Source organism: Stenotrophomonas sp. YIM B13575 (assembly GCF_042787595.1).
Lineage (GTDB): Bacteria > Pseudomonadota > Gammaproteobacteria > Xanthomonadales > Xanthomonadaceae > Stenotrophomonas > Stenotrophomonas lactitubi_B.
On record NZ_JBHZOP010000012.1, the window covers coordinates 147,810 to 171,328 of the forward strand.

20 protein-coding genes are annotated in these 23,519 nt (G+C 64.3%); 12 read left to right on the top strand and 8 right to left on the bottom strand.

Translation table 11 applies throughout. The features are described 5' to 3' along the window. Positions 1-140: 140 nt before the first annotated feature. Complete coding sequence (locus ACFX4F_RS02870; RefSeq protein WP_380652074.1) at positions 141-2,792, top strand: excinuclease ABC subunit A; 2,652 nt, start codon at positions 141-143, stop codon at positions 2,790-2,792. A gap of 75 nt (positions 2,793-2,867) precedes the next feature. Here the strand turns inward: ACFX4F_RS02870 and ACFX4F_RS02875 are convergent, their stop codons facing one another. The 3 genes from ACFX4F_RS02875 to ACFX4F_RS02885 form a co-directional block, all read right to left on the bottom strand. Further along, complete coding sequence (locus tag ACFX4F_RS02875; RefSeq protein WP_346577075.1) at positions 2,868-3,716, bottom strand: alpha/beta hydrolase; 849 nt, start codon at positions 3,714-3,716, stop codon at positions 2,868-2,870. A gap of 94 nt (positions 3,717-3,810) precedes the next feature. Continuing rightward, a complete protein-coding gene (locus ACFX4F_RS02880; RefSeq protein ID WP_099818499.1) occupies positions 3,811-4,593 on the bottom strand; it encodes an SDR family oxidoreductase in 783 nt (260 codons plus the stop codon). Beyond that, positions 4,590-4,919, bottom strand: a complete 330-nt coding sequence (locus ACFX4F_RS02885) for a nuclear transport factor 2 family protein (RefSeq protein WP_099818498.1) — start codon at positions 4,917-4,919, stop codon at positions 4,590-4,592. The genes ACFX4F_RS02880 and ACFX4F_RS02885 overlap by 4 nt, the downstream gene beginning before the upstream one ends. 100 nt (positions 4,920-5,019) lie before the next feature. Here ACFX4F_RS02885 and ACFX4F_RS02890 point away from each other — a divergent pair, with 100 nt between their 5' ends. Both ACFX4F_RS02890 and ACFX4F_RS02895 read left to right on the top strand, forming a co-directional pair. After that, a complete protein-coding gene (locus ACFX4F_RS02890; RefSeq protein ID WP_099818497.1) occupies positions 5,020-5,955 on the top strand; it encodes a LysR family transcriptional regulator in 936 nt (311 codons plus the stop codon). Positions 5,956-6,045: 90 nt separating this feature from the next. Further along, positions 6,046-7,557 carry a serine hydrolase gene (locus ACFX4F_RS02895; protein WP_243379800.1) on the top strand — a complete coding sequence of 504 codons (1,512 nt, stop codon included), beginning with the start codon at positions 6,046-6,048 and terminating at the stop codon, positions 7,555-7,557. A 119-nt stretch (positions 7,558-7,676) separates the two neighbouring features. Here ACFX4F_RS02895 and ACFX4F_RS02900 read toward each other — a convergent pair whose 3' ends face one another. The 3 genes from ACFX4F_RS02900 to ACFX4F_RS02910 all read right to left on the bottom strand — a co-directional run bounded on the left by ACFX4F_RS02900 (position 7,677) and on the right by ACFX4F_RS02910 (position 10,616). Beyond that, on the bottom strand, positions 7,677-8,678 hold the full coding sequence (locus ACFX4F_RS02900; RefSeq protein WP_099818496.1) for an NADP-dependent oxidoreductase: 1,002 nt from the start codon (positions 8,676-8,678) through the stop codon (positions 7,677-7,679). Next, a complete protein-coding gene (locus ACFX4F_RS02905; protein ID WP_099818495.1) occupies positions 8,675-9,457 on the bottom strand; it encodes an SDR family oxidoreductase in 783 nt (260 codons plus the stop codon). The genes ACFX4F_RS02900 and ACFX4F_RS02905 overlap by 4 nt, the downstream gene beginning before the upstream one ends. Positions 9,458-9,518: 61 nt before the next feature. Continuing rightward, the gene (locus ACFX4F_RS02910) at positions 9,519-10,616 is read right to left on the bottom strand and encodes an alkene reductase (protein WP_099818494.1); all 1,098 of its coding nucleotides are present in this window, start codon (positions 10,614-10,616) and stop codon (positions 9,519-9,521) included. Between the two features lie 133 nt (positions 10,617-10,749). Here ACFX4F_RS02910 and ACFX4F_RS02915 point away from each other — a divergent pair, with 133 nt between their 5' ends. Continuing rightward, the gene (locus ACFX4F_RS02915) at positions 10,750-11,331 is read left to right on the top strand and encodes a TetR/AcrR family transcriptional regulator (RefSeq protein ID WP_380652083.1); all 582 of its coding nucleotides are present in this window, start codon (positions 10,750-10,752) and stop codon (positions 11,329-11,331) included. A gap of 90 nt (positions 11,332-11,421) precedes the next feature. Here the strand turns inward: ACFX4F_RS02915 and ACFX4F_RS02920 are convergent, their stop codons facing one another. Beyond that, complete coding sequence (locus ACFX4F_RS02920; protein ID WP_380652086.1) at positions 11,422-12,315, bottom strand: LysR family transcriptional regulator; 894 nt, start codon at positions 12,313-12,315, stop codon at positions 11,422-11,424. Between the two features lie 109 nt (positions 12,316-12,424). Here ACFX4F_RS02920 and ACFX4F_RS02925 point away from each other — a divergent pair, with 109 nt between their 5' ends. From ACFX4F_RS02925 to ACFX4F_RS02935, 3 genes are read left to right on the top strand one after another with little or no spacing between them, the layout of a single operon-like run. Further along, entirely contained in the window at positions 12,425-13,483 is a 1,059-nt protein-coding gene (locus ACFX4F_RS02925) for an alpha/beta hydrolase (RefSeq protein WP_380652089.1), read from the top strand. Beyond that, positions 13,480-14,688 carry an MFS transporter gene (locus ACFX4F_RS02930; protein ID WP_380652092.1) on the top strand — a complete coding sequence of 403 codons (1,209 nt, stop codon included), beginning with the start codon at positions 13,480-13,482 and terminating at the stop codon, positions 14,686-14,688. Before ACFX4F_RS02925 ends, ACFX4F_RS02930 begins: the two co-directional genes overlap by 4 nt. After that, on the top strand, positions 14,688-14,945 hold the full coding sequence (locus tag ACFX4F_RS02935; RefSeq protein WP_380652260.1) for a cyclophilin-like fold protein: 258 nt from the start codon (positions 14,688-14,690) through the stop codon (positions 14,943-14,945). The genes ACFX4F_RS02930 and ACFX4F_RS02935 overlap by 1 nt, the downstream gene beginning before the upstream one ends. 141 nt (positions 14,946-15,086) lie before the next feature. On the opposite strand, the gene ACFX4F_RS02940 is transcribed toward ACFX4F_RS02935, so the two are convergent. After that, on the bottom strand, positions 15,087-16,406 hold the full coding sequence (locus ACFX4F_RS02940) for an outer membrane protein transport protein (protein ID WP_380652095.1): 1,320 nt from the start codon (positions 16,404-16,406) through the stop codon (positions 15,087-15,089). Between the two features lie 259 nt (positions 16,407-16,665). Here ACFX4F_RS02940 and ACFX4F_RS02945 point away from each other — a divergent pair, with 259 nt between their 5' ends. The 5 genes from ACFX4F_RS02945 to ACFX4F_RS02965 all read left to right on the top strand — a co-directional run bounded on the left by ACFX4F_RS02945 (position 16,666) and on the right by ACFX4F_RS02965 (position 23,487). Next, positions 16,666-17,292, top strand: a complete 627-nt coding sequence (locus tag ACFX4F_RS02945; protein ID WP_099818488.1) for a TetR/AcrR family transcriptional regulator — start codon at positions 16,666-16,668, stop codon at positions 17,290-17,292. 65 nt (positions 17,293-17,357) lie between these two features. After that, on the top strand, positions 17,358-18,470 hold the full coding sequence (locus ACFX4F_RS02950; RefSeq protein WP_380652098.1) for an efflux RND transporter periplasmic adaptor subunit: 1,113 nt from the start codon (positions 17,358-17,360) through the stop codon (positions 18,468-18,470). After that, on the top strand, positions 18,467-21,532 hold the full coding sequence (locus ACFX4F_RS02955) for an efflux RND transporter permease subunit (protein WP_380652101.1): 3,066 nt from the start codon (positions 18,467-18,469) through the stop codon (positions 21,530-21,532). The genes ACFX4F_RS02950 and ACFX4F_RS02955 overlap by 4 nt, the downstream gene beginning before the upstream one ends. A gap of 39 nt (positions 21,533-21,571) precedes the next feature. Then, positions 21,572-22,849 carry a beta-ketoacyl-ACP synthase II gene (gene fabF / locus ACFX4F_RS02960; RefSeq protein ID WP_380652104.1) on the top strand — a complete coding sequence of 426 codons (1,278 nt, stop codon included), beginning with the start codon at positions 21,572-21,574 and terminating at the stop codon, positions 22,847-22,849. Positions 22,850-22,911: 62 nt separating this feature from the next. Then, positions 22,912-23,487 carry a TetR/AcrR family transcriptional regulator gene (locus tag ACFX4F_RS02965; RefSeq protein WP_380652107.1) on the top strand — a complete coding sequence of 192 codons (576 nt, stop codon included), beginning with the start codon at positions 22,912-22,914 and terminating at the stop codon, positions 23,485-23,487. Positions 23,488-23,519 lie beyond the last annotated feature (32 nt).

Here is a 23,519-nt window from a genome sequence, read left to right on the forward strand (position 1 = left end):
GAAGGCCGGGTTACCGGTCCTTGATGGCGGATTCGAGCCCCCGGGGCGGAACTCCCTCGCTCCATTCACCCCGCAGCAGCGAGAATGTGTCAACGGGTACGCTCTGCTGCGTGCCGCTTACTGCCTGCAGGATCGCGAAGATGTCCAACACCCCCTTTGGCGAATCGTCATGTGCTGCCGCCGCCAGCGGCTGCGTCGAGGTGCGCGGCGCGCGCGAGCACAACCTCAGGAATGTCGATGTCTCCATTCCGCGCAACGCACTGGTGGTGTTCTCTGGAGTATCGGGTTCTGGCAAGTCATCGTTGGCCTTCGGTACCGTCTTCGCCGAGGCGCAGCGGCGCTACTTCGAATCCGTAGCGCCATATGCACGCCGCCTGATCGACCAGGCGGGAGTGCCCGATGTGGATGCCATCGACGGTCTGCCGCCGGCGGTCGCCCTGCAGCAGCAGCGCGGCGCCAGCAATGCACGTTCATCGGTGGGCAGTGTCACCACGCTGTCCAGCCTGGTGCGCATGATGTACTCGCGTGCAGGTGCATACCCGGCCAACCAGCCCATGCTGTACGCCGAGGACTTCTCACCGAATACGCCACAGGGCGCCTGCAGCACCTGCCACGGCCTTGGGCACGTCTACGAGGTGACCGAAGCGCTGATGGTTCCGGATCCGTCGCTGAGCATCCGCGAACGCGCCATCGCCTCCTGGCCGCCGGCATGGCATGGCCAGAACCTGCGCGACATCCTGGTCACGCTCGGCTACGACATCGACATACCGTGGAAGAAGCTGCCGAAGAAGGACCGGGAGTGGATCCTGTTCACCGAGGAGACGCCGACCGTGCCGGTCTATGCCGGCTTCACGCCCGCCGAAACCCGTGCCGCGCTCAAGCGCAAGCTGGAGCCAAGCTACATGGGCACGTATACCGGCGCCCGTCGCTACGTGCTGCACACGTTTGCCAATACCCAGAGCGCGTTGATGAGGAAGCGGGTCTCCCGCTACATGGAAGGCAAGCTGTGCCCGGCCTGTCACGGAAAGCGCCTGAAGCCGGAGGCACTTTCGGTCACCTTCTCGGGCGTGGATATCGGTGAATTCATGCGCCTGCCGCTGGATCAACTGGCGGATCTACTGGAGCCCATCGCTCAGGGCGACTTCAGCGCACACAGCCGGGGTGAACGCACCAGCAGAAGCGCCACCCGCCGCGACCGCACCACGCGGGCAGCGAGCGGTCGTCCTGTCCATGCTTCGGCCCCCGACGTACGGCTGACCTCTGCCCTGTCGGAGGAGAAACGTCTGGCTGCACAGCGGCTTGCAGGCGGTGTCATGGCGCGTGTACACCAGCTGCGAGGCCTGGGCTTGGGGTACCTCTCGCTGGATCGCGCCACGCCAACGCTATCGGCTGGCGAACTACAGCGTCTGCGGCTGGCCACCCAGCTCAGCTCCTTGCTGTTTGGGGTGCTGTACGTGCTCGACGAGCCCTCGGCTGGCCTGCATCCCGCCGACAGTCAGGCGCTGTACGACGCGCTGGACCGGCTGCGTGACGGCGGGAACTCGGTGTTCGTTGTCGAACATGATCTGGAGCTGATGCGCCGCGCGCAGTGGCTGGTGGATGTCGGCCCTGAGGCGGGCGAGCATGGCGGGCGCGTGCTCTACAGCGGCGAGCCCGAAGGCCTGCGGCACGTGCAGGATTCACGCACGGCCCGGTACCTGTTCGACCAGGTGCCTGCGGCCGCCAGCCGGCAGCGCAGTGCCAACAGTTGGCTGGAGCTGAAGGGCATCCACCGCCACAACCTGCGGGGTGTGGATGCGCAGGTGCCGCTGGGGCTGCTGACCGCAGTGACCGGCATTTCGGGCTCCGGCAAGTCCAGCCTGATGGCGCAGGCACTGCCTGAGCTGATGCTGCTGCACCTGGGGCATGAGCCCGCAGACGATGGAGCGGAGGGCACGCCTACGGAAGGGCCGGCCGTGATCGAAACCACGCGAGGCCAGCTTGCAGGTGATGTGGACGCCATCCAGCGGGTCGTGCAGGTGGACCAGAAGCCCATCGGCCGCACGCCACGCTCCAACCTGGCCACCTATACCGGCCTGTTCGACCACGTGCGCAAGCTGTACGCGGCGACACCCGATGCGCGCCGCCGTCGCTTCGATGCGGGCCGCTTCTCGTTCAATGTTGCCAAGGGCCGATGCGAGACCTGCGAGGGCGAAGGGTTCGTCAGCGTCGAGCTGTTGTTCATGCCCAGCGTCTATGCGCCTTGCCCCACCTGCCACGGCGCCCGCTACAACGAGGCCACGTTGAAGGTGTTGTGGAACGGCCGCAACATCGCCGAGGTCCTGCAGATGACGGTTGAGCAGGCGCATGCGTTCTTCATCGAGGAGGATGCCATTGCCCGCCCGCTGCAGTTGCTGCAGGACATCGGACTGGGATACCTGCGACTGGGCCAACCGGCCACGGAACTGTCAGGCGGTGAAGCACAACGTATCAAGCTGGCCACCGAGCTGCAGCGCAGCCAGCGTGGGCGCACGCTTTACGTGCTGGACGAGCCCACCACCGGCCTGCATGCGTCGGACGTGGACAGGCTGCTTGTCCAGCTGCAGCGGCTGGTGGAGGCCGGAAATACGGTGGTGATGATCGAGCACGACATGCGTGCCGTCGCGCAGGCGGACTGGGTGATCGACCTCGGGCCGGGCGCCGGTGCTGCGGGTGGCACCATTGTGGCGAAGGGAACGCCGCAACAAGTGGCCCGCGCCAAAGGCAGCAGGACGGCGCCTTTCCTTGCGCGGGAGCTGGGGCAGGGCGGCTGATCGAGGGTCGGACGCATTGGACGAAGACGCCGGGCGCGACCGAGGAGTCGGCGCCCGATGTCCTGCTGCCGGAGCCTACTTTGTCGAGCTGATCGCTTCCTTGGCCGCTTGGTCGATCGTGTGGGCGACCACCTTGGGCTGCGTCATGAAGACCGCATGGCTTGCCGAAACCCTGGTGATGCGGGCGTTGATGCGCTCGGCCATGTGGATGAGCATCGCCTGGTCGAATGCCTGGTCTTCGGTGGCAATGACGGCCCAGCTGGGTTTCGTCCGCCAGGCGGCCTGTGTCAGCTTCGTGGCGAACGCCGACATGTTGATGGGCACCTGCGAGTCGCGCAGGAATGCGGCGTCAGCGTCCGTGGTGTCGTGTGCGAAGCCGGCCTTGAACGCGGTCTGGCTGATGAATCCGAAGCCGTCGCTCCCGGTTTCAATGACGAACCTGGGGGTGGGGGCGAACCCTTCGTACTGCTGTGCGGTGGTCTCACCTGCATCCGGTGCCAGCGCGGATACATAGACCAGGCCTGCCACCTTGCCGTGCACGCCGGCTTCGGTGATCACGGTGCCGCCCCAGGAATGGCCGACCAGGATAGTGGGACCATCCTGTCGGTCGAGCACGCGCTGGGTGGCCTTCACGTCATCGGCAAGCGAGGTCAGCGGGTTCTGCACGATCGATACACGGTAGCCGAGCGCGGTCAGCTCGTTGTAGACCGGACGCCAGCCCGCGCCATCGGCAAAGGCGCCATGGACCAGGACGACGTTCTTCACCCGGCCGGCATCGCCAGCGGCGGCATCGGCGGCCTGTGTGGACGGGCTGAAGCCGGCCGCCAGGGCGGCGGCGAGCACGGCGGAAATGAGCTTGGACATGTGTGTTATCCCAGGTGGTGATGGTCGGCAGGGCAACTTTGCGCTGAGCGGCAGGATCATGGGTTGCATGGAATCCTGATAACTTGATCCAGCGTACTGATTGGCGTGGGGGCAAGGCCGGACGTGATCAGCGCTCGGCCAAGCGGAAGCCTGCCTACACCGTCGGCACCGTTCCGCCGTCGATGATGTGCTCCGATCCCGAAATGGAGGCCCCACGGGGCGAGACCAGGAACGCGATGAGATCGGCCACTTCGCTCGGTTTGGCCGGGCGCCCCAACGGAATCCCGCCCAGCGCATCCATGACCATCTGCCTGGCACCTTCGTAGTCGGTGCCGGCATTGGCGGCGATGCCGCCGAGGAAATCGACCGCAGCTTCCGTCTCGATCCAACCCGGCGAGACACGGATCACGCGCACGCCCTTGGGGGTCACTTCCTTGGACAGGGCCTTGCTGTAGGTGGACAACGCCGCCTTCGCGGCGGCGTAGGCGATCGTGGCGTCATGCAGCGGCAGCATGCGCTGGATCGACGACACATGCAGGATCACACCGTCCCCCTGCGCGATCATCGCGGGGAGCAATGCACGATCCATCCGCACGGCCGACATCAGGTTCAGATCGAGCGCCGTGGCCCATTCGGCATCGTCCAGCCTGGCAAAGCCACCAGCAGGCGCCGAAGAGCCACCGACCACGTTGATGAGGATGTCGATTCCATGGAGCTTTTCCTGCGCCGCCTCGACCGCTTCGCGTACCCCGTGCGCCGTCGCGAGATCGGCCGCCACGTAGTGGACGCCCTCGACAGGCTGCTTCGGAATCGAGCGTGCCGTCGCGACGACCCGGGCATCAAGCTGGGACAGCAGTTCGACGACAGCCGCGCCGACGCCGCGCGTGCCGCCCGTTACCAGGATGCGCTTTCCCGCCAGTTGGAGATCGAAATTCATGGCGCGACCTCCAGTGAGGCGATCTTGCCGCGCTCCAGCACGAAGACGTAACGCAGGTCCAGCGGGCTGCCGGGAAAGTTGCCCGACACCCGGCAGGTAACGACGTGGGAGCGCCCCTGGGTTTCCAGAGTGTGAGGTTGGGTCGTATAGGTGTACCTGGCAGATGCCTCGTTCTTCCAGGCTTCGATCGCGGCCGCGCCGGAATGGGTGTTGCCCTCATCAAGGACTAAACCCTCCCTGGTGAAGCAGGAGGCTACCGCATGACCGCTCTGGTGGTCGGCGGCGAAGTAGGCTGCGATCGGCGCGGGCAGGTCCAGATCTTTCATTGCAATGCTCCGTTTGGGGTGTGCGGAGCTAGATTGATTGCTTTCCTGCGGTTAGAGAATCACCTATTATCCGATCAGGCCATGTAGGAATCAGTGCACAATGCGCGGCTCCGAATTTGCGGAACTCAAGGCCTTTGTGGCCGTGGTCGAGCGCGGCAGCTTCGCGCGGGCTGCCGATCATCTGGGCCTGTCACGGTCGGCCCTCAGTCAGATCATCCGCCAGTTGGAAGCCCGGCTGCGCGTGCGCCTGTTGAACCGCACCACACGCAGCGTCTCGCCGACCGAGCCCGGTCGGCGGCTGCATGAGCGCATGGCCCCCATGCTTCGCGAGATGGACGAAGCCGTGGCGCAGGCAATGGGCGCGAGTGCGCGTGCGGCGGGAACCCTGCGTATCAACACCCTGAGCATGGGCGCCAAGCGCGTGCTCGCGCCACGGTTGGGACGTTTCGCGCAGGCCAACCCCGATGTCGTTCTCGATATCGTGATAGATGATGGCCTCAGCGACATCGCGGGAGAGGGATTCGATGCCGGCATACGGGTAGGTGGGCGGCTGCAGAATGACATGGTGGCGGTCCGGCTGACTCCAGATTTCGAGCTGCTTGCCGTAGCTTCGCCCGAATATCTTGCCCGGCATGGCACACCCAGGACGCCGGCGGATCTGAGCCGCCACGCCTGTATCAACTGGCGCTTTCCGGGCAGCGGCAAGGTCGCGGGCTGGCCGTTCAAGAAGAAGGACAAGGCGATCGAGTTCTTCGGTGATGGAAAGGTGATCTCGAACCATCAGGACATCATCGTGCCCGCCGCGCTGCAGGGACTTGGAATCCTGTACGCCTACAACGACAGTGACATAGCGGACGCCCTGCGCGATGGACGGCTCAAACGCGTACTTGCCGATTGGTCGCCGACGGTGCCCGGCCTCTTCCTCTACTATTCCAGCCGGCGTCACATGCTGCCGGCACTGCGTGCTTTCATTGATTGCCTGCTTGATCAGGACGTTGGCAGCGACGCGCCCACCCAACCAGGCCTTTCCGGCTGATCGTCCCGCTGGAGGTCCAGATCCTCGATGCCTGCTTTCGACCCAAAGCGATCTCCCTTGGCGGGGGCACGCTTCACCTTGGAGACCACGATGCCTGATGTCGTCGCGCCTGCAGAGATCGGACAGCGCCTGTTGCTCCGCACCAGTCTCAGCGTTGCATCGATCGTGCTGATGTTCGTGGTTCCATCGGCCCCTGCGCAGGAGGTTTCACCTGCAATCCAGTCCCGGATTGCCCGGGTGGAGCAGGGTCTTTCCAGTCGCGTAATCGTCAAGGGCGCCACCGGCCAAAAGGCGTCGATTGCCACACGCATGGCCTTCCACGCTGTTCCAGCGGTCAGCATTGCGCTCATCAACGATGGGCATGTCGAATGGACGCGGAGCTACGGCGTGCTCGATACGACCGGTCAACGCGCGGCCACACCTGCAAGCCTGTTTCAGGCTGGCTCAATCAGCAAGCCTGTCAGTGCACTGGGCGCGCTGCGCCTGGTTGAGCAGGGCAAGCTGTCGCTGGACGCTCCTGCGAACGGTCAGCTCAGCAGCTGGAAGATTCCGGAGAACGCGTTCACCCGGCAAAGCCCCGTCACGCTACGCGGTCTGCTCAACCACAGTGCCGGCATCAACGTCCATGGCTTCTACGGCTACGCAAAGGGCCAACGGGTACCGTCGCTGCTGCAGGTGCTGGATGGTGTGGCGCCAGCGAACTCCGAGGCGGTTCGTGTGGAGGCCAGGCCCGGCACCGGTTGGAAGTACTCCGGGGGTGGCTACAGCGTTGTCCAGCTGATGATGACCGAATCCGGCGGGAAGCCATTCCCCGAGTTGATGCAGGCGTTGGTCCTCGGACCGCTGGACATGGACGACAGTACGTTCGCCATGACACTGCCGCCAGCATGGCAGGCGCGGGCCGCAACGGGCCATGACAGCAACGGAACGCCCCTCGCCGGCGGTTGGCACGTCTATCCGCAGTCGGCAGCAGCCGCGCTCTGGAGCACTCCAGCGGATCTGGCCAAGGTGGTCGTCGACATCCAGCAGGCGCAGTCCGGAAAGCCCGGAAAGGTGCTGTCCAGTGCGATGACCTCCACAATGCTGAGCCGGGGTCTGGGTGAGTACGGCCTCGGGCTGTACGTTGAAGAGCTTGGCGCGGGCAGCAGCTTTTCCCACTCGGGAGGTACGGATGGGTTCCGCTCGCAGCTGTATGGCTACACCCACACCGGGCAGGGCGTGGTGGTCATGACCAATAGCGATAACGGCGCTGCTCTGATCGATGAGATTCTTGTCAGCGTGGCGGCAGAGTATGGCTGGCCGGAGTTCCAGATCATCGAGAAAGCTGCGTTGGCAGCCGACCCAGCGGCCAACGCGACGTATGCGGGCGACTACACTCTGGTGGGCAAGCCTGCGCAGATCATTGCCGAAGGAGACCGCCTGTATCTCCAGAGCGAACTGTTCAGCAAGCGGCCGATGCAGCTGTTTGCGGAGTCAAAGACCCGGTTCTTCATGACCGCACAGGACATGACGGTCGAATTCCAGCAGGCAGGCAGCACGAGGCCAGGCAGCTTTTCGCTGAAGCGCGGGAACAGCACCTACGTCGCCATGCGGGCGGATTAGTTGCGAAGCCAGTACCACTCGGATGTCCGCTTCCGGCCGGAGTCGCACACGCGCGGGGGCAACGCGCTTTCAAGGGTATCGAGTGTCCACCCACCCGCGATGCCTGACTTCGTCAGAATCTACGGCAACTCGACAACAACCTTGCCCTTTGCCCGCCCGCTCTCCACATAAGCCAACGCGCCTTGGGTGTCCTGGAACGGAAACACCCGGTCAATGACCGGGCGGATCACACCGGACTCGACCAGCGGGGTGATCCCGCGCAACTGCTGCCCGTCGGCGCGCATGAAGACAAAGGTGTAGGTCACGCCTTTCTGCCTGGCCTTGCTGCGGATGCCACGGCTGAGCAGGCGCAGGACCTGCTTGAGCGGCCAGCCGAGCCCGCGCGCGGCGGCAAAGGCCGGCGTCGGTGGCCCGGAGATGGAGATGAGATGTCCGCCCGGCTTGAGGATCTGCAGAGAGCGCTCCAGCTCCTCTTTACCCAGGCTGTTGAGCACCACATCGTAGTCGCGGAGTTCGGAGGCGACGTCCTGCTGCCTGTAATCGATGACGACATCCGCGCCCAGCGCCTTCACCCACGCGACGTTGGCCGTGCTGGTCGTGGTCGCCACGAAGGCTCCCAGATGCTTGGCCAGTTGGATGGCCACGGTGCCGACGCCGCCGGAGCCGGCCTGGATGAACACCTTCTGTCCTGGCTTCAGCTGTGCGGTTTCCACAAGCGTCTGCCACGCGGTCAGTGCGACCAGCGGCAGCGAGGCGGCCTCCACCATGCTGAGGTTGCCGGGCTTTGGCGCCACAGAGCCCGCGTTGACCGCGATGAACCCGGCGAACGTGCCGATGCGATCATCGTCGGGACGTGCATATACCTCATCGCCCGGTTTGAACTGGGAAACGCCCGCGCCCACACGCTCCACCGTACCGGCCAGGTCGTTGCCCAGGATCAGCGGCAGGCGATACGGCAGGACCGCCTTGAACTCGCCACGCCGGATCTTCGTGTCCAGCGCGTTGACGCTGGCCGCGTGCACGCGGATGAGTACATCGCCGTCGCGCAGCGGTGGCGTTGGTACCTCTCCGATGCGCCCCGTTTCCTTCTTGCCATACCGGTCGATGAGGAAGGCTTTCATGCGCGGTAGCGCTCCGCTGCCTGCGCCTGGCGGAGATCCGAGAGCAGGCCCTGGCGCGATGCCTCCAGCGTGTCCCAGCGTTCGGCCACATGCAGCGGCGGAATGGTCACCGGTTCGCGGCGATCAAAGCCGACCAGGGCGGCATCGACCAGTTCGCCAACGTCCATCACTTCGGGCAGCGTGTTGATGTCGATGCCGGCACGCTCCCAGATCTCGGTGCGGGTGGCCGCCGGCAGGACGGCCTGCACGTAGACGCCCTTGGGCGACAGTTCCAGGCTCAGGCCCTGCGACAGGAACAGCACGAAGGCTTTGGTCGCGCCGTAGACGGTCATGCCAAGCTCCGGTGCCAGGCCGACTACCGAGCCGATGTTGACGATCGCGCCTTCGCCGGCGGTGGCCAATCGCGGTGCAATGGCAGCGGCCAGGCGCGTCAGGGCGAGGGTGTTCAGTGTTACCAGTTGGTCGATGCTGTCGGCCGATTGCGCGGTGAAGCCACCGGACTGGGCGATGCCTGCGTTGTTGATCAGGATGCCGATACGGGCATCGTCACGCAGGCGGGCTTCCACGGCGGCCAGATCGCTGCGCTGGGTGAGATCGGCCGGCAGGACGTCTACGGCGACCCCGGTGTCCTGGCGCAGGCGCGCGGCCAGTGTTTCCAGACGCGTCCTGTCGCGCGCAACCAGCACCAGGTCGTGTCCGCGGCGTGCGAAGCGTTCGGCGTAAACGGTGCCGATGCCGCTGGAGGCGCCGGTGATGAGGACGATGGGAAGCTGGCTCATGGTGTGTCTCTTGGAATTGGAAGGGGCGAACGGGGTGTGCAGCGTGGCGCTGTCGAACGGGTTACTGCGGCGCCGTATCGGTCAATGCGGGGTAGTCGGTGTAACCCTCCGCACCGCCGCCGTACAACGTCGCTGGATTCAACGCGTTCAACGGCGCGCCGGTTTTCAGGCGTTCGACCAGATCGGGATTGCTGATGAAGGCACGGCCAAACGCGACCAGGTCTGCTTTGCCAGCGGCAAGCCGTGCGTTGGCCAGTTCGAGGTCGTAGCCATTGTTGGCCAGGTAGGTGCCGGTGAAACGCCGGCGCAGGCTGTCAAAGTCGAACGGCGCTACGTCGCGCGGGCCACCGGTAGCACCTTCCACCACGTGCAGGTACACGATGCCCAGAGCGCTGAGCTGATCAACGATGTAGTCGTACTGCGGCTGCGGGTCGCTGACGGTGGAAATCGCGTTGGCCGGAGAAACCGGCGAGATGCGCACACCGGTACGATCGGCGCCGATCTCCTGCGCCACGGCGGCGGTGACGTCCAGCAGCAGGCGCGCGCGGTTCTCGACCGAGCCGCCGTACGCATCGGTGCGCTGGTTGGCGCCGTCCTTGATGAACTGTTCCAGCAGGTAGCCGTTCGCACCGTGGATTTCGACCCCATCGAAGCCGGCGGCGATGGCATTGGCGGCGGCCCGGCGGAAGTCGTTGACGATGGCCGGCAGTTCGTCGATCTCCAATGCGCGCGGCTCGGACACATCAACAAAGCCGTTGTGCACGAACGTCTTGGTCTGCGCACGGATCGCCGAGGCGGAGACGGGCGCGGCGTGGCCGGGCTGCAGATCCACGTGCGAGATGCGGCCCACGTGCCAGAGCTGCACGAAGATGTGCCCGCCACGTGCGTGCACGGCGTCGGTGACCTGGCGCCAGCCGTCGATCTGATCCTGCGTGTAGAGCCCGGGCGTGTCCTGGTAGCCCTGGGCCTGGGCCGAGATCTGGGTGGCCTCGGTGATGATCAGGCCGGCCGAGGCCCGCTGGGCGTAGTAGGTGGATGCCAGTGGGCTGGGCACCAGGCCGGCATCGGCGCGGTTGCGCGTCAGCGGTGCCATCACGATACGGTTGGCCAGCGTCAGCGGGCCAAGGGGGTAGGGCTGGAACAGTGTCGTGGTCGTCATGTGATGTGGGGCTGGTGGTCGTTGCCGCAATGATGATGACCGTAATCCATGATGTCAATGGTTTGATGATGAACGTAATCAATACGTGCTAGACTGCCGTCCTTCCGCAGCACAGCCCCTGGGGCATCGGGTCATGAAGGTCACCAAGGCACAAGCGCAGGCCAACCGGGCGCACATTGTCGAAACCGCATCCACGCTCTTCAGGGAGCGGGGCTACGACGGTGTAGGCGTCGCAGACCTGATGGCGGCTGCAGGCTTTACCCACGGTGGCTTCTACAAGCATTTCGGCTCCAAGACCGACCTCATGGCCGAAGCCTCCCTCTGCGGCCTGGCGCAATCTGCCGACGCCGCAGCGGGCATGGATCTGGCGGGCTTTCTTGGCTACTACCTTTCCCGGGAGCATCGGGATGACCCAGGCCACGGCTGCACGATGGCCGCGTTGAGTGCAGACGCCGCGCGCCAGCCGGCAACCGTCAAGGCAGCCTTTGCCGCCGGCATTGAAGCCCAGGTAGGGCGCCCTGCCGACGAGGATGATCCGTCGAGCGAGCACGCCAGCCCGGAGGCGCGTGCGCGCCGGATAGCCCTGATGGCCATGGCCGTGGGCGCAGTGGTGCTGTCCAGGTCCTGTCCGGATGATTCGCCGCTGGCGGACGAAATCCTGGATGCGTGCCGGGCGGCCGTCATCGCGCGCCTGTCGGATGCGCCCGATCGCTGAGTCGCGCCTGCGCGCGTGCGTCTGGGCCGTCAGCCGGCGCGCGCGATGCAAGCCGCCGTGCATCGGTCCGACCTGGCACCACCGCGGACCTTAAGCGTCCCGCTTCAGCCAGCCCACCAGCGCCGAAAATGCCGGCGAGGGCTGCCGGCGGTTCGGGTAGTACAGGTGATAGCCCGGAAAAGGCACGCACCATTTGTCGAGCACGGCAAGCAGCCGGCCCTCGGCAATGTGATCGGCCACCATCGGCTCAGGCACGTACGCCAGGCCCAGGCCGTCCAGGGCGGCATTGATCACGTGGATCATGCTGTTGAACACCAGTGGTCCGTCGCCGCGCACGGTGAACTCCTTGCCCTTCTCCTCGAACTCCCACGCATAGATGGCGCCATTCGGGCGATGCCGGATGTGCACGCAGCGATGTTGCGTGATATCGGCGGGCTTCCTTGGCTTGGCATGCTTCTGGAAGTAGTCGGGCGATCCCACCACCACCAGCCGCCAATCCGGCCCGACCCTGACCGCGATCATGTCCTTGCTGAGCGCCTCGCCCAGCCGGATGCCGGCGTCGAAGCGCTGTTCCACCACATTGGTGAAGCCGTAATCGACGTAGAGCTCCAGTGTGATGTCCGGATACTCGGCGAGGAATCCGGCAAGGCGAGGGCGGATGATGGTCTCCATCGAATCGTCCGTGCAGGAGATCCGCAGGGTTCCGGCCGGGCGATCGCGCAGATCCCCCAATGCCTCCACACTGGCGCCGATGGCCTCGAAGTGCGGTGCGATGGAGCGCATCAGGCGCTCGCCCGCCTCGGTCGGGGAGACGTTGCGCGTGGTCCGGGCCAGCAGCCGGATGCCCAGGCGCTCCTCCAACAGCCGCATGGAGTGGCTGAGCGCCGAGGGTGTCACCCCCAGGCGAACAGCTGCCTTGGTGAAGCTCTGCTCCTGTGCCACCACCAGGAAGGCCTGCAGGTCGTTGGTCTTCACGCTGCTCATGGGTCAATTGTGAGCTTAACTCAGTAATGCATCAACTTTCAGCCGGCTTATCGCGGTAGCAGGCGCCGCCTATCGTGGCGACCTGAGTTCCCACTGAGGCCGTCCGCACATGAAACCCACCACGCTGCTGCTGGCACTGATTGCCAGCCATTTCGTTCCGCAGTCGGCCGTGGCCGCCGAGGCACCGGTCGCCGCAAGAACCGCCGGCGCCGACAATTTCTACAGAAGCGCCAGCGTAAAAGGCGAGCGCGTGAGCTTCCGCAACCAGTACCAGATGGAGGTGGCCGGAACGCTGTACCGGCCTCAGGGCCAGGTGCGGGGTGCCCGCGCGCCAGCCGTGGTAGTCGGTCATCCGATGGGCGCAGTGAAGGAGCAGAGTTCACAGTTGTACGCGCAGAAGCTGGCTGAGCAGGGCTTCGTTACGCTGGCCATCGACCTGTCCTTCTGGGGTGAAAGCGCCGGTACGCCGCGGCACCTGGTGTCGCCGGAGATCTATTCGGATGACATCAGCGCGGCGGTGGACTTCCTGAGCGCGCAGTCGTTCGTGGACCCGGAACGAATTGGCGCCTTGGGTATCTGCGGCAGTGGCAGTTTCGTGATCAGCGCTGCGAAGATCGATCCACGCATCAAGGCAATCGCGACGGTCAGCATGTATGACATGGGCGCCGCTGCGCGCCAGGGGTTGAACAACACGCAGTCGCTTCAACAGCGCAAAGCGATGATCCAAGCGGCGACGAAGCAGCGCCTGGTTGAGTTCAACGGTGGGCAGGCCGCCTATGTGCCGGGCACCGTGAATACGCTGGATGCCGATACGCCGGACGTGCAGCGTGAGTTCTTCGATTTTTACCGTACGCCGCGCGGTGCCTATGCGGCCGCAGGCGAGCAGCCCGAACGAACCACCCAGCCGCTGTTCAGCAGCCTGGTCAAGTTCGTCAATTTTTATCCTTTCAACGATATCGAGACCATCTCGCCGCGGCCGATGTTGTTCATCTCGGGTGACCATGCACATTCCCGTGAGTTCAGCGAGGATGCGTACCGCAGGGCAGCCCAGCCGAAGGAACTCTACTGGGTGAAAGATGCCGGCCACGTAGACCTGTATGACCGCACCGACCTGATTCCCTTCGCCAGGTTGGCGACGTTCTTCCAGCAAGGCCTCGCTGGGAAATGAGCAGTAACGACGCGACGGCCGAACGGGCCAACTGGGGCGGTGTGCTGGCGATGACGCTATGCGTGTTCGCACTGATCGCCTCCGAATTCATGCCGGTGAGCCTGCTCACGCCCCTGGCGGCTGACCTCGGTGTGGCCGAAGGGCTGGCCGGGTATGGAATTGCCATCTCCGGCGCCTTCGCAGTGCTGACCAGCCTGTCGATCTCCCGGTTGGCCGGCAGCATCAACCGGAAGACGCTGCTGCTGACGCTCACCGCGGTGATGGCGGTGTCGGGCGTGGTGGTGGCGATGGCTCCCAGCTACCCGATGTACATGATGGGCCGGGCGCTGATCGGCGTGGTGATCGGTGGGTTCTGGTCGTTGTCTGCGGCCACGGCCATGCGCCTGGTGCCTGCAGCGCAGGTGCCGCGAGCACTGGCGATCTTCAATGGCGGCAACGCGCTGGCGACGGTCGTGGCCGCGCCACTGGGCAGTTACCTTGGCGGCGTGATCGGATGGCGCGGCGCGTTCCTGTGCCTTCTGCCTGTGGCAGCCATCGCGCTGGCATGGCAGTGGCGGTGCCTTCCCTCCATGCCCGCAGAAGGAAGGCCATCCCACGGCGGGGTACTGGCCCTGTTGCGGCGGCGGGTGGTGATGCTGGGCATGGCGGCGTGCGGCGCGTTCTTCATGGGGCAGTTTGCCGTGTTCACCTATGTGCGCCCGTTCCTGGAGAAGGTCACGGGTGCAGGGGAATCCGCGGTTCCGCTGGTGCTGTTGGCCATGGGTGCAAGCGGCTTTGTGGGCACGCTCGCGATCGGGGTATTCATCAGGCGCGGCCTCTACCGCACGCTGGTGGCTGTCCCGATCCTGATGGCGGTGATTGCCGTAACGCTGGTGCCGCTGGGTTCGCACCTTTGGCCGACTGCCGCACTATTTTCGGTATGGGGGCTGCTGGCCACGGCTGCGCCGGTGGGCTGGTGGAGCTGGCTGGCGCGCACGTTCACCCGCAACGCTGAGGCGGGCGGCGGGCTGATGGTAGCGGTGGTGCAGTGCTCGATCGCGTTGGGTTCCACCCTCGGTGGCCTGCTGTTGGACAGCGCTGGTTTCGCCAGTACGTTCCTGGCCGGCGCAGGCCTGCTGTTGCTCGCGGCCTTGCTTGCCCATGTCACGGCTGCCGATGCTGCATCCGCGTCCGGCTCGGCGGTTGCCGCGGAAGCCCGAGGCTGATTACCCTTCAGCTTGAGGACTATGCTGCTACGGAGAAGATCGCGCAGCTCCCGCGCCGCCTCAACATTGCCGGCGAACCGGACGGGATCACGCCACTGGCTGGCGATATCGCCTTCTACGCGCCGTGGGGGAACCTGGCGATCTTCCACAGACCGTTCGGTTACTCGAAGGGGCTGGTGCTGCTTGGACGTATCGAGGGAAGTCTGCAGGCCCTTCGTGCCGAGGGACCGCTGGTGGTTCGACTGGAAGTCGAGTAGCGGTCTGGCTGCCGCGCTTACTCCGAACCGCTTCTTTGTTGGCGACAGGGCCTGGCATCCGCTTGTGTGATCGGGATTGCCAAGGCGGCTGGCGGCTTGCGCCGCCAGCCTACGGACGCGGGAGGGGACCCGCCCGGTGCTTTAGAAGTAGTAGGCAGCTGAAAAAGCCACGATGTCTGAGCCGACGTCGTACTCGCCCTGCAGGCTGCTGCCCGTAGCCGAGGTCACCGACACTTCCGGCTTGTCCAGGAAGAGATGCGTGTAGCCGACGCTGTACTCAGCCGACTCAGAGGCTCGATACGTAGCGCCCAGGGATAACCACTTGCGGTTGCTGTCTGGCACGCGGACATCACGGATATCGTCTGTCACAGGGCTCTGATCGGTCGCGATGCCCGCGCGGAGCGTTAGCTTCTGGCTATAGCGATACTCCGTGCCGATGGAAGCAAACGTTGTATCCCGGTAGCTGAAGTCCAGAGCCCGGGTGGGCTGAGCAGAGTGGAAGTCCAGCCTGATTTCGGCGAACTTGGACCATGCCGTGCGTGTCACATCGGCCATGACCGTCCAGCGGTCGTTGACCTGGTGGCTGATGCTGCCGGTCAGCGTGGCGGGAAGATTGAGCGCAGTGTTTGCGTTGGTGTCGACAAACCAGCCAGGACGCGCTGCTGCCAACAATGGTGCGGCGGTCGCTGGAACCCCGAAGCGTACCTCTGCGTCGTTGAGCTTGTGTTCCACCCTGGACCGATATGCGATGCCGATGTTGGTTCCCTCTACCGGCGTGAAGAGTCCGCCGAGGGTGAAGCCAACCGCGTCATCCTTGGCGTCAATGCGCGTATAGCCATCTGCGCTTCCCGGAGAAAAGCCGGGCGCCCGTGCGCCAGCGAGCACGGCGCCAAAATCGACAGCGTCGTAGAGCTTGGCTTCCACGCGCTCGACAAAAATGGAGGCGCCAAAGGACACATAAGGATTTACGTCGTAGGAAAGCGACATCCCCAGGTCAACCGATTTAATTTCCGTCTTGATCCCGTTATAGCGACCGACCCAGTCGCTCTCGTACTCAGTCTTGAAGCCAAATGGCGCCGTCAGTGAAAGCCCCAGGTGGGCCTTCTCACCCAATGGGGTGTGGAAATAGAGGGCAGGGATGGGGCTGGTGTCACCCGCGTCCCCGCCATCGCCTCCAGAGAGCGGACGTCCCAGGGCATCGCGTCCTTCGCCTTTGAAGTCCACGGTGTAGTTCACAACACTTGCATCGGCTTGAAACAGCCGCCCATCGAGAAGACGCATGGCAGCCGGATTGTCCGCTATCACCGATGCGTCGCCTGGCGCACTGATCGACCCCGCAAAAGCGCGGCCCAGGCCCTTTGCACTTTTCTCCTTCAACTGGAATGCAGCAGCCTGCGCAGTGCCAGTCGCGCCTGCCAATCCACCAAGCAGGGCCAGCGCAAGTATCGTTTTTGTGGTCATTGCTTGCCCTCCACAGGCAGCTGTCGATGCGGCGATTCGGATGAGGAGATGCTTGATTCAGAAGGCGCTCCTCACGCCATGAGACGGCTCGGCCCTGGTGCGCAGCGCGCATCCGGCTGCGGAGTCATCGCCCAGCTGAGCCGCCCCGAGTATTGGATATGTGACCAACGCCGTCAACAGTCACTATGAGGCCGGTAGTGGACCGATACCCGATCGGTCACCATTTGCCCGCGTTAGCGTGCGGCGCTACCCTTGCCCGATGTCTACTTCAACCTCTGCAGCACTCGACGCCGGGCGCGGCCCCGCCGAGCACGACGTGCGCACCCAGATCATCGAGGCTGCCACCGCGCATTTCAGCCACTACGGCTATGACAAGACCACGGTGTCCGACCTCGCCAAGGCCATCGGTTTCTCGAAGGCCTACGTCTACAAGTTCTTTTCCTCCAAGCAGGCCATTGGCGAGGTGATCTGCGCCAATTGCCTCAGTCAGATCGAAAGCGAGGTTCATCAGGCCCTGCAAGGCGTGCAAGCGCCTGCCGAGAGGCTGCGGTTGTTGTTCACCGTCATTGTGGAGGCCGGTCTTCGCCTGTTTCTGCAGGATCGGCGCCTGTATGAAATTGCCGTTGCGGCCGCGACGGATCAATGGCCTTCCGCGCAGGCGTATGAAGGGCGCATCAGGCAGCTTGTTGAAGACATCATCAAGGATGGACGCGCTTCCGGCGCATTTGAGTGCACGACGCCGCTCGAGGACACCAGCCGTGCGGTCTACCAGGTCCTGCTTCCTTATCTGAATCCGGTGACGCTGCCGCACCTGGCGCCCCTGCACAAAGAAGCGCCAAGTGCCTTGCAGGAGTTGGTCCTCCGGAGCCTTGAGTCACGTCCGTAGTGACTATTGACTATATTAGTCACTATGAACAGAATCCCTCCGGATACCCCACTCCGGAAGGCCGCATGCGTCGCCGTTTTGTAGTCACAGCCCTCTCCTGTGTTGCTCCGTTGTTCCTTGTGGCCTGCGGAAAGTCGGATGACGTCGATCCCCGGACCGCTCCGCGCATCGTCCGGATTGCCCAAGTGCAACCGGGGGCGGGAGGCGCGCGCACGTTCACAGGAACCGTCGCTGCACGCGTACAGAGTGATCTGGCCTTTCGAGTGGGTGGCAAGGTCACCGAGCGCCTGGTTGAGACGGGGCAGACGGTAAAGCGCGGCGACGTGCTCTATCGGATTGATCCTGTCGATCTGAATTTGGCAGCGGCCTCCCAGCAGCAGGCCGTCATCGCGGCCCGAGCGCAAAGCGCGCAAGCCACCGCAGACGAAGCGCGATACCGCGATCTGGCAGCCAAGGGCGTCGTTTCCCGGTCGGCCTACGAGCAGATCAAAGCGGCGGCGGACGCAGCATCGGCACAGCTCAAGGCGGCCGACGCGCAAGCCCGGGTTGCACGTAATGCCAGTCAATACACGGCGCTCATCGCCGATGCCGACGGAGTGGTCATGACCATCTCCGCTGAGCCCGGTCAGGTGGTGGCGGCGGGGCAGATCGTTGCCCGGCTTGCCCGTGCAGGCAGTCGGGAGGCCGTGGTCCAGTTGCCCGAGACGCTGCGACCTCAGATCGGCTCCGTGGCCTCAGCGTCCCCGTTCGGGGCAAGCGGCAAGATCCCCGCACGGTTGCGCGTGCTCTCGGAATCGGCCGACCCCGCCACCCGGACCTTCGAAGCCCGCTACACCCTGGAAGAGGGCAGCACGGCGTTGCCGCTGGGTTCCACGGTGGCGGTCGAACTTGCAGGCGCAGCGCCCGCCGGTGCGTCGGCCGGGGTCGAGTTGCCGTTGGGCGCACTGTTCGATCCTGGTACCGGTCCCGGCGTCTGGGTGATCGGTGGTGAGCCGCTCAAAGCCCATTGGACGCCGGTCGCCGTCAAGCAGTTGGGTGATGACCGGGTCGTGGTTGAGGGGGCCCTGAAAGCATCGGATCGCGTGGCTGCCCTCGGCGCCCATCTACTCCGCGAAGGGCAGGTGGTTCGCATCGCTGAGACCGCCAGGAACGCCGCTGCAAACGGAGTCCACCAGTGAGTGGGTTCAATCTGTCGGCACTTGCGGTGCGCGAGCGTGCCATCACGGTTTTCCTGATCTTTCTGGTCTCCGTTGCCGGCATCGTTTCCTTCTTCCAGCTCGGCCGCGCTGAGGACCCTGCGTTCACTGTCAAGGTCATGACCATCGTGACGGCCTGGCCTGGCGCTACGCCAACAGAAATGCAGGACCAGGTCGCCGAGAAACTGGAAAAGCGCCTGCAGGAACTGCGCTGGTATGACCGCAGCGAAACCTACACCCGGCCTGGCCTGTCCTTCACTACGCTGACATTGCAGGATGGCACGCCACCGTCGGAGGTACAGGAGGAGTTCTACCAGGCGCGCAAGAAAATGGCTGACGAAGCCGCAAATCTGCCCACGGGCGTGATCGGCCCGATGGTCAACGACGAGTACGCCGATGTCACGTTTGCTCTCTTCGCACTGAAAGCGAAGGGTGAACCGTTCCGCCTGCTCGCGCGTGATGCCGAGACGCTGCGTCAGCGATTGCTGCACGTACCTGGCGTGAAGAAGGTCAACATCATTGGTGAGCAATCCGAGCGCATCTATGTGGAGCTGTCGCACGAACGGCTGTCGAACCTGGGCATAACACCGCAGGACGTGTTCGGGGCGCTGAACGGACAGAACGCGTTGACCCCGGCAGGCTCGGTCGAGGCCAAGGGCCCGCAGATCTTCATTCGCCTCGATGGCGCGCTCGATCAGCTGGACAAGATCCGCGATACACCCATCGTTGCACAGGGCAGGACCCTCAAATTACGGGACATCGCCACCGTCAAGCGTGGCTATGAGGACCCGTCGACCTTCATGATCCGCAACAGTGGCGAGCCAGCCATGCTGCTGGGCATCGTCATGCGCGACGGCTGGAATGGCCTGGATCTTGGCGCCTCACTCGACGCGGAAGTCAGGAAGATCAATGACGGGCTTCCTGTCGGGATGGCGCTGGACAAGGTCACCGATCAGGCCGTGAACATCAGCTCGTCGGTCGACGAGTTCATGATGAAGTTCTTTGCCGCGCTGCTGGTGGTGATGCTGGTCTGCTTTGTCAGCATGGGCTGGCGGGTGGGTGTCGTGGTGGCTGCGGCCGTGCCGCTGACCCTCGCTGCCGTGTTCATGGTGATGGCTGCAACCGGCAAGAACTTTGACCGCATCACGCTCGGCTCGCTGATCCTGGCGCTCGGTCTGCTGGTGGACGACGCCATCATTGCCATCGAAATGATGGTGGTGAAGATGGAAGAGGGCTATAGCCGGGTCAAGGCATCGGCCTACGCGTGGAGCCATACGGCAGCGCCCATGCTGGCCGGCACCCTGGTCACTGCGGTGGGCTTCATGCCCAATGGCTTTGCCCGGTCCACTGCGGGCGAATACACCAGCAACATGTTCTGGATCGTGGGCATTGCGCTGATCGTGTCGTGGGTGGTCGCGGTGTTCTTTACGCCTTACCTCGGGGTGAAGCTCCTCCCTGAACTCAAGACCGTCGAAGGCGGGCACAGCAGCCTCTACGACACGCCGCGCTACAACCGTTTCCGTTCAATCCTGGCGCGCGTGATCGCGCGCAAGTGGCTTGCGGCAGGTTCGGTGATCGGTCTGTTCGTGCTTGCTGTGGTGGGCATGGGGTTGGTGAAAAAGCAGTTCTTCCCCATTTCCGATCGCCCGGAAGTGCTGGTCGAAGTGCAGATGCCCTACGGCACCGCCATCGAACAGACCAGCCTGGCTACCAGGAAGGTCGAAAAGTGGCTTTCGCAGCAGGAAGAATCGAAGATCGTCACGGCCTATATTGGTCAGGGCGCTCCCCGGTTCTATCTTGCCATCTCGCCGGAACTACCGGATCCGGCATTCGCCAAGATCGTGGTGCGTACCGACAGCCAGGAACAGCGCGATGCCTTGAAAGCAAGGCTGCGCCAGGCGGTGGCTGAGGGATTGGCACCAGAGGCGCGTGTGCGTGTGACGCAGCTGGTGTTCGGGCCTTACTCGCCCTATCCGGTGGCCTACCGTGTCAGCGGTCCGGATACGGAAGTCATCCGTGGCATTGCGGCCAAGGTGGAGCAGACCATGCACGCCAGCCCGATGATGCGCACGGTCAACACCGATTGGGGCGTGCGCACGCCAACGCTGCACTTCACGCTGGATCAGGACCGCTTGCAGGCCATGGGCATGACCTCGGCGTCCGTCTCGCAGCAGTTGCAGTTCTTCCTGAGCGGCGTGCCGGTCACTGCCGTTCGTGAGGACATCCGCACCGTCGAGGTTGTCGCTCGATCTGGTGGGGCAACGCGGTTGGATCCTGCGCGCATCGCAGACTTCACCCTCGTCGGTGCTGCTGGCCAGCGTGTGCCGCTGTCGCAGATCGGCTCGATCGAGGTTCGGATGGAAGAGCCGGTGCTGCGCCGCCGCGATCGGGTACCCACCATCACCGTGCGCGGTGACATTGACGATGCACTGCAGCCACCGGATGTATCCACCGCGATCAGCAAGCAGCTTGCGCCGCTCATTGCCTCGCTGCCCGAGGGCTACGCGATTACCCAGGCCGGCTCCATCGAGGAATCGGGCAAGGCGATGAGCGCGATGCTGCCACTGTTCCCAATCATGCTGGCGGTGACCCTGCTGATCATCATCCTGCAGGTACGTTCCATCTCCGCGATGATCATGGTCTTCATGACCAGTCCGTTGGGGCTGATCGGCGTGGTGCCGACCCTGCTGCTGTTCCAGCAGCCGTTTGGCATCAACGCGCTGGTTGGATTGATCGCATTGTCGGGCATCCTGATGCGCAACACGCTCATCCTCATCGGCCAGATCCACGAGAACGAAGAAGCGGGGATGGATACCTTCCACGCCATCATCGAGGCGACAGTTCACCGCGCCCGCCCAGTGATCCTCACGTCTCTGGCAGCGGTGCTTGCGTTCATTCCGCTGACCCATTCGGTGTTCTGGGGAACGCTTGCCTACACGCTGATCGGCGGCACCATCGCAGGCACCGTCATGACACTGGTGTTCCTGCCGGCGATGTATGCCATCTGGTTCAAGGTGCGAGCGGACAAGACCCCCGTCGCCTGATGGTGGCCCGAAGAACCTCCTCCAAATGGGACGTGAGACATGAGTACTGCCGACAGAGACCGCATTGTGGTGACCGGAATGGGCGTGGTCAGTCCACTCGGCTGTGGAGTTGAAACCGTCTGGTCGCGCCTCCTGGCCGGGCGCTCCGGGATCGGGTCGCTGGGTGTCGAGCTTGCCGCGGGAACCGGCTGCGAAGTCGGCGGCCGCGTGCCAGACCGGATTCAGGATCCCGAGGCGGGCTTCGATTCCGCCGGCATCATCGCGCCGAAAGACCTCAAGAAAATGGACCGGTTTGTCGAGTTTGCGTTGGTCGCCGCCCATGAAGCGCTTGCACAGGCCGGCTGGAACGAGGCCGATGAACAGGGGCTGCTGCGAACAGCGACCGTGATCGCCACGGGAATCGGCGGATTCGGATCGATCGTCACGGCGGTCCGCACCACGGACAGTCGCGGGCCCGGCCGGCTGTCGCCATTCACTGCGCCCACGTTCCTAGCCAACATGGTAGCGGGGCAGGCGTCCATCCGCTACGGATTCAAGGGCCCGCAGGGTGCACCCGTCACCGCGTGCGCAGCGGGTGTCCAAGCGATCGGCGACGCGGCGCGCCTCATCCGATCCGGTGAGGCGGACATCGCGTTGTGCGGTGGTGCAGAGGCAGCAATGCACCGGGTCAGCCTCGGTGGCTTCGCCGCTGCCAAGGCACTGAGCACGTCATTCAATGACACACCGCAGGCAGCGTCCCGCCCGTTTGACGAGCAGCGGGACGGGTTTGTCATGTCCGAAGGGGCGGGGCTGCTGGTGATCGAGCGGCTGGATCACGCGCGCTCGCGTGGTGCCACCCCGCTGGCCGAGCTGGTCGGCTACGGCACCACTTCGGATGCCTACCATTTGACTGCGGGTCCCGACGACGGCAGTGGCGCCCGCAGGGCGATGGAGATCGCGCTGGCGCAGGCGGGCATTTCCGCTGAGCAGGTCGACCACATCAATGCGCACGCGACGTCGACCCAGGTGGGGGACCGGGCAGAGCTTGCAGCCATGCGTGCCTTGTTCGGCGCCCGTCCAGATCTTCTCATCTCCGCTACCAAGTCCAGCACCGGGCACCTGCTCGGGGCGGCTGGCGGCATCGAAGCAATCTTTACGGTACTTGCCTTGCGCGATCAGGTTGCGCCGGCGACGCTCAACCTCGGCCGCCCGGATCCGTTGGCCGACGGGCTTTCGATCGTCGCCGGCGGGCCGCGGAAAGCGGAGATCGAGTTCGCGTTGACCAATGGATTTGGCTTTGGCGGCGTGAATGCCAGTGCATTGTTCAGGCGGATGTGAGCGTGGTTCGCTCCAGCGGCCTCCCAAGCAAAACCGCCCTGCGCTGGGAAGGTGCACGGGCGTTGAGCCGACGTTGGATACTGGATGCAGCCGGCACTGTGTTTGCGGAAGAAGGGTTTGAGAACGCGACGATGAAGCGCATCGCTGAGGTCTGTGACGTCAGCAAGGTCACGATCTATGCCCACTATCGTGACAAGGCGCAGCTCTACGGGGCGGTCATGGACAGCCATCTGGCATCCTTGCCGGTTGCTGGGCTGCACATGCATGGAACGTTGGATCTTGGCGATGCGCTGATGCGGATCAATGATGGCATCGGACGGTTGGCGGCAAACCCTTCATGCCAGGCCTTCTGCAGTGCGCTTTCGCGTTCAGATCATGCCCGCGCTGTCTACATGGAGCACTGGCGTGCGGTGCTCCAGCCGTACTTCGATCTCGCCGCGCAGGCGATGGCGACGGCCTCTGCATGTTCGCCGCATTCCAGTGACAGTGAGAAGTTTCTCAGGCTCATCCTTGCAGAGCATGGCCTGCCAAATGGGGCAACGCCCATGTCTGGAAGCCATGCCACGGTCGCGCTTTTCGTACGCGCCTATGCACAAAGGCCGTCGGATGCCTCGAAGGCGCCGCCCGGGCGTGGGTGAAGGCACCCGGTCGGCGCATGACTTCATGCACT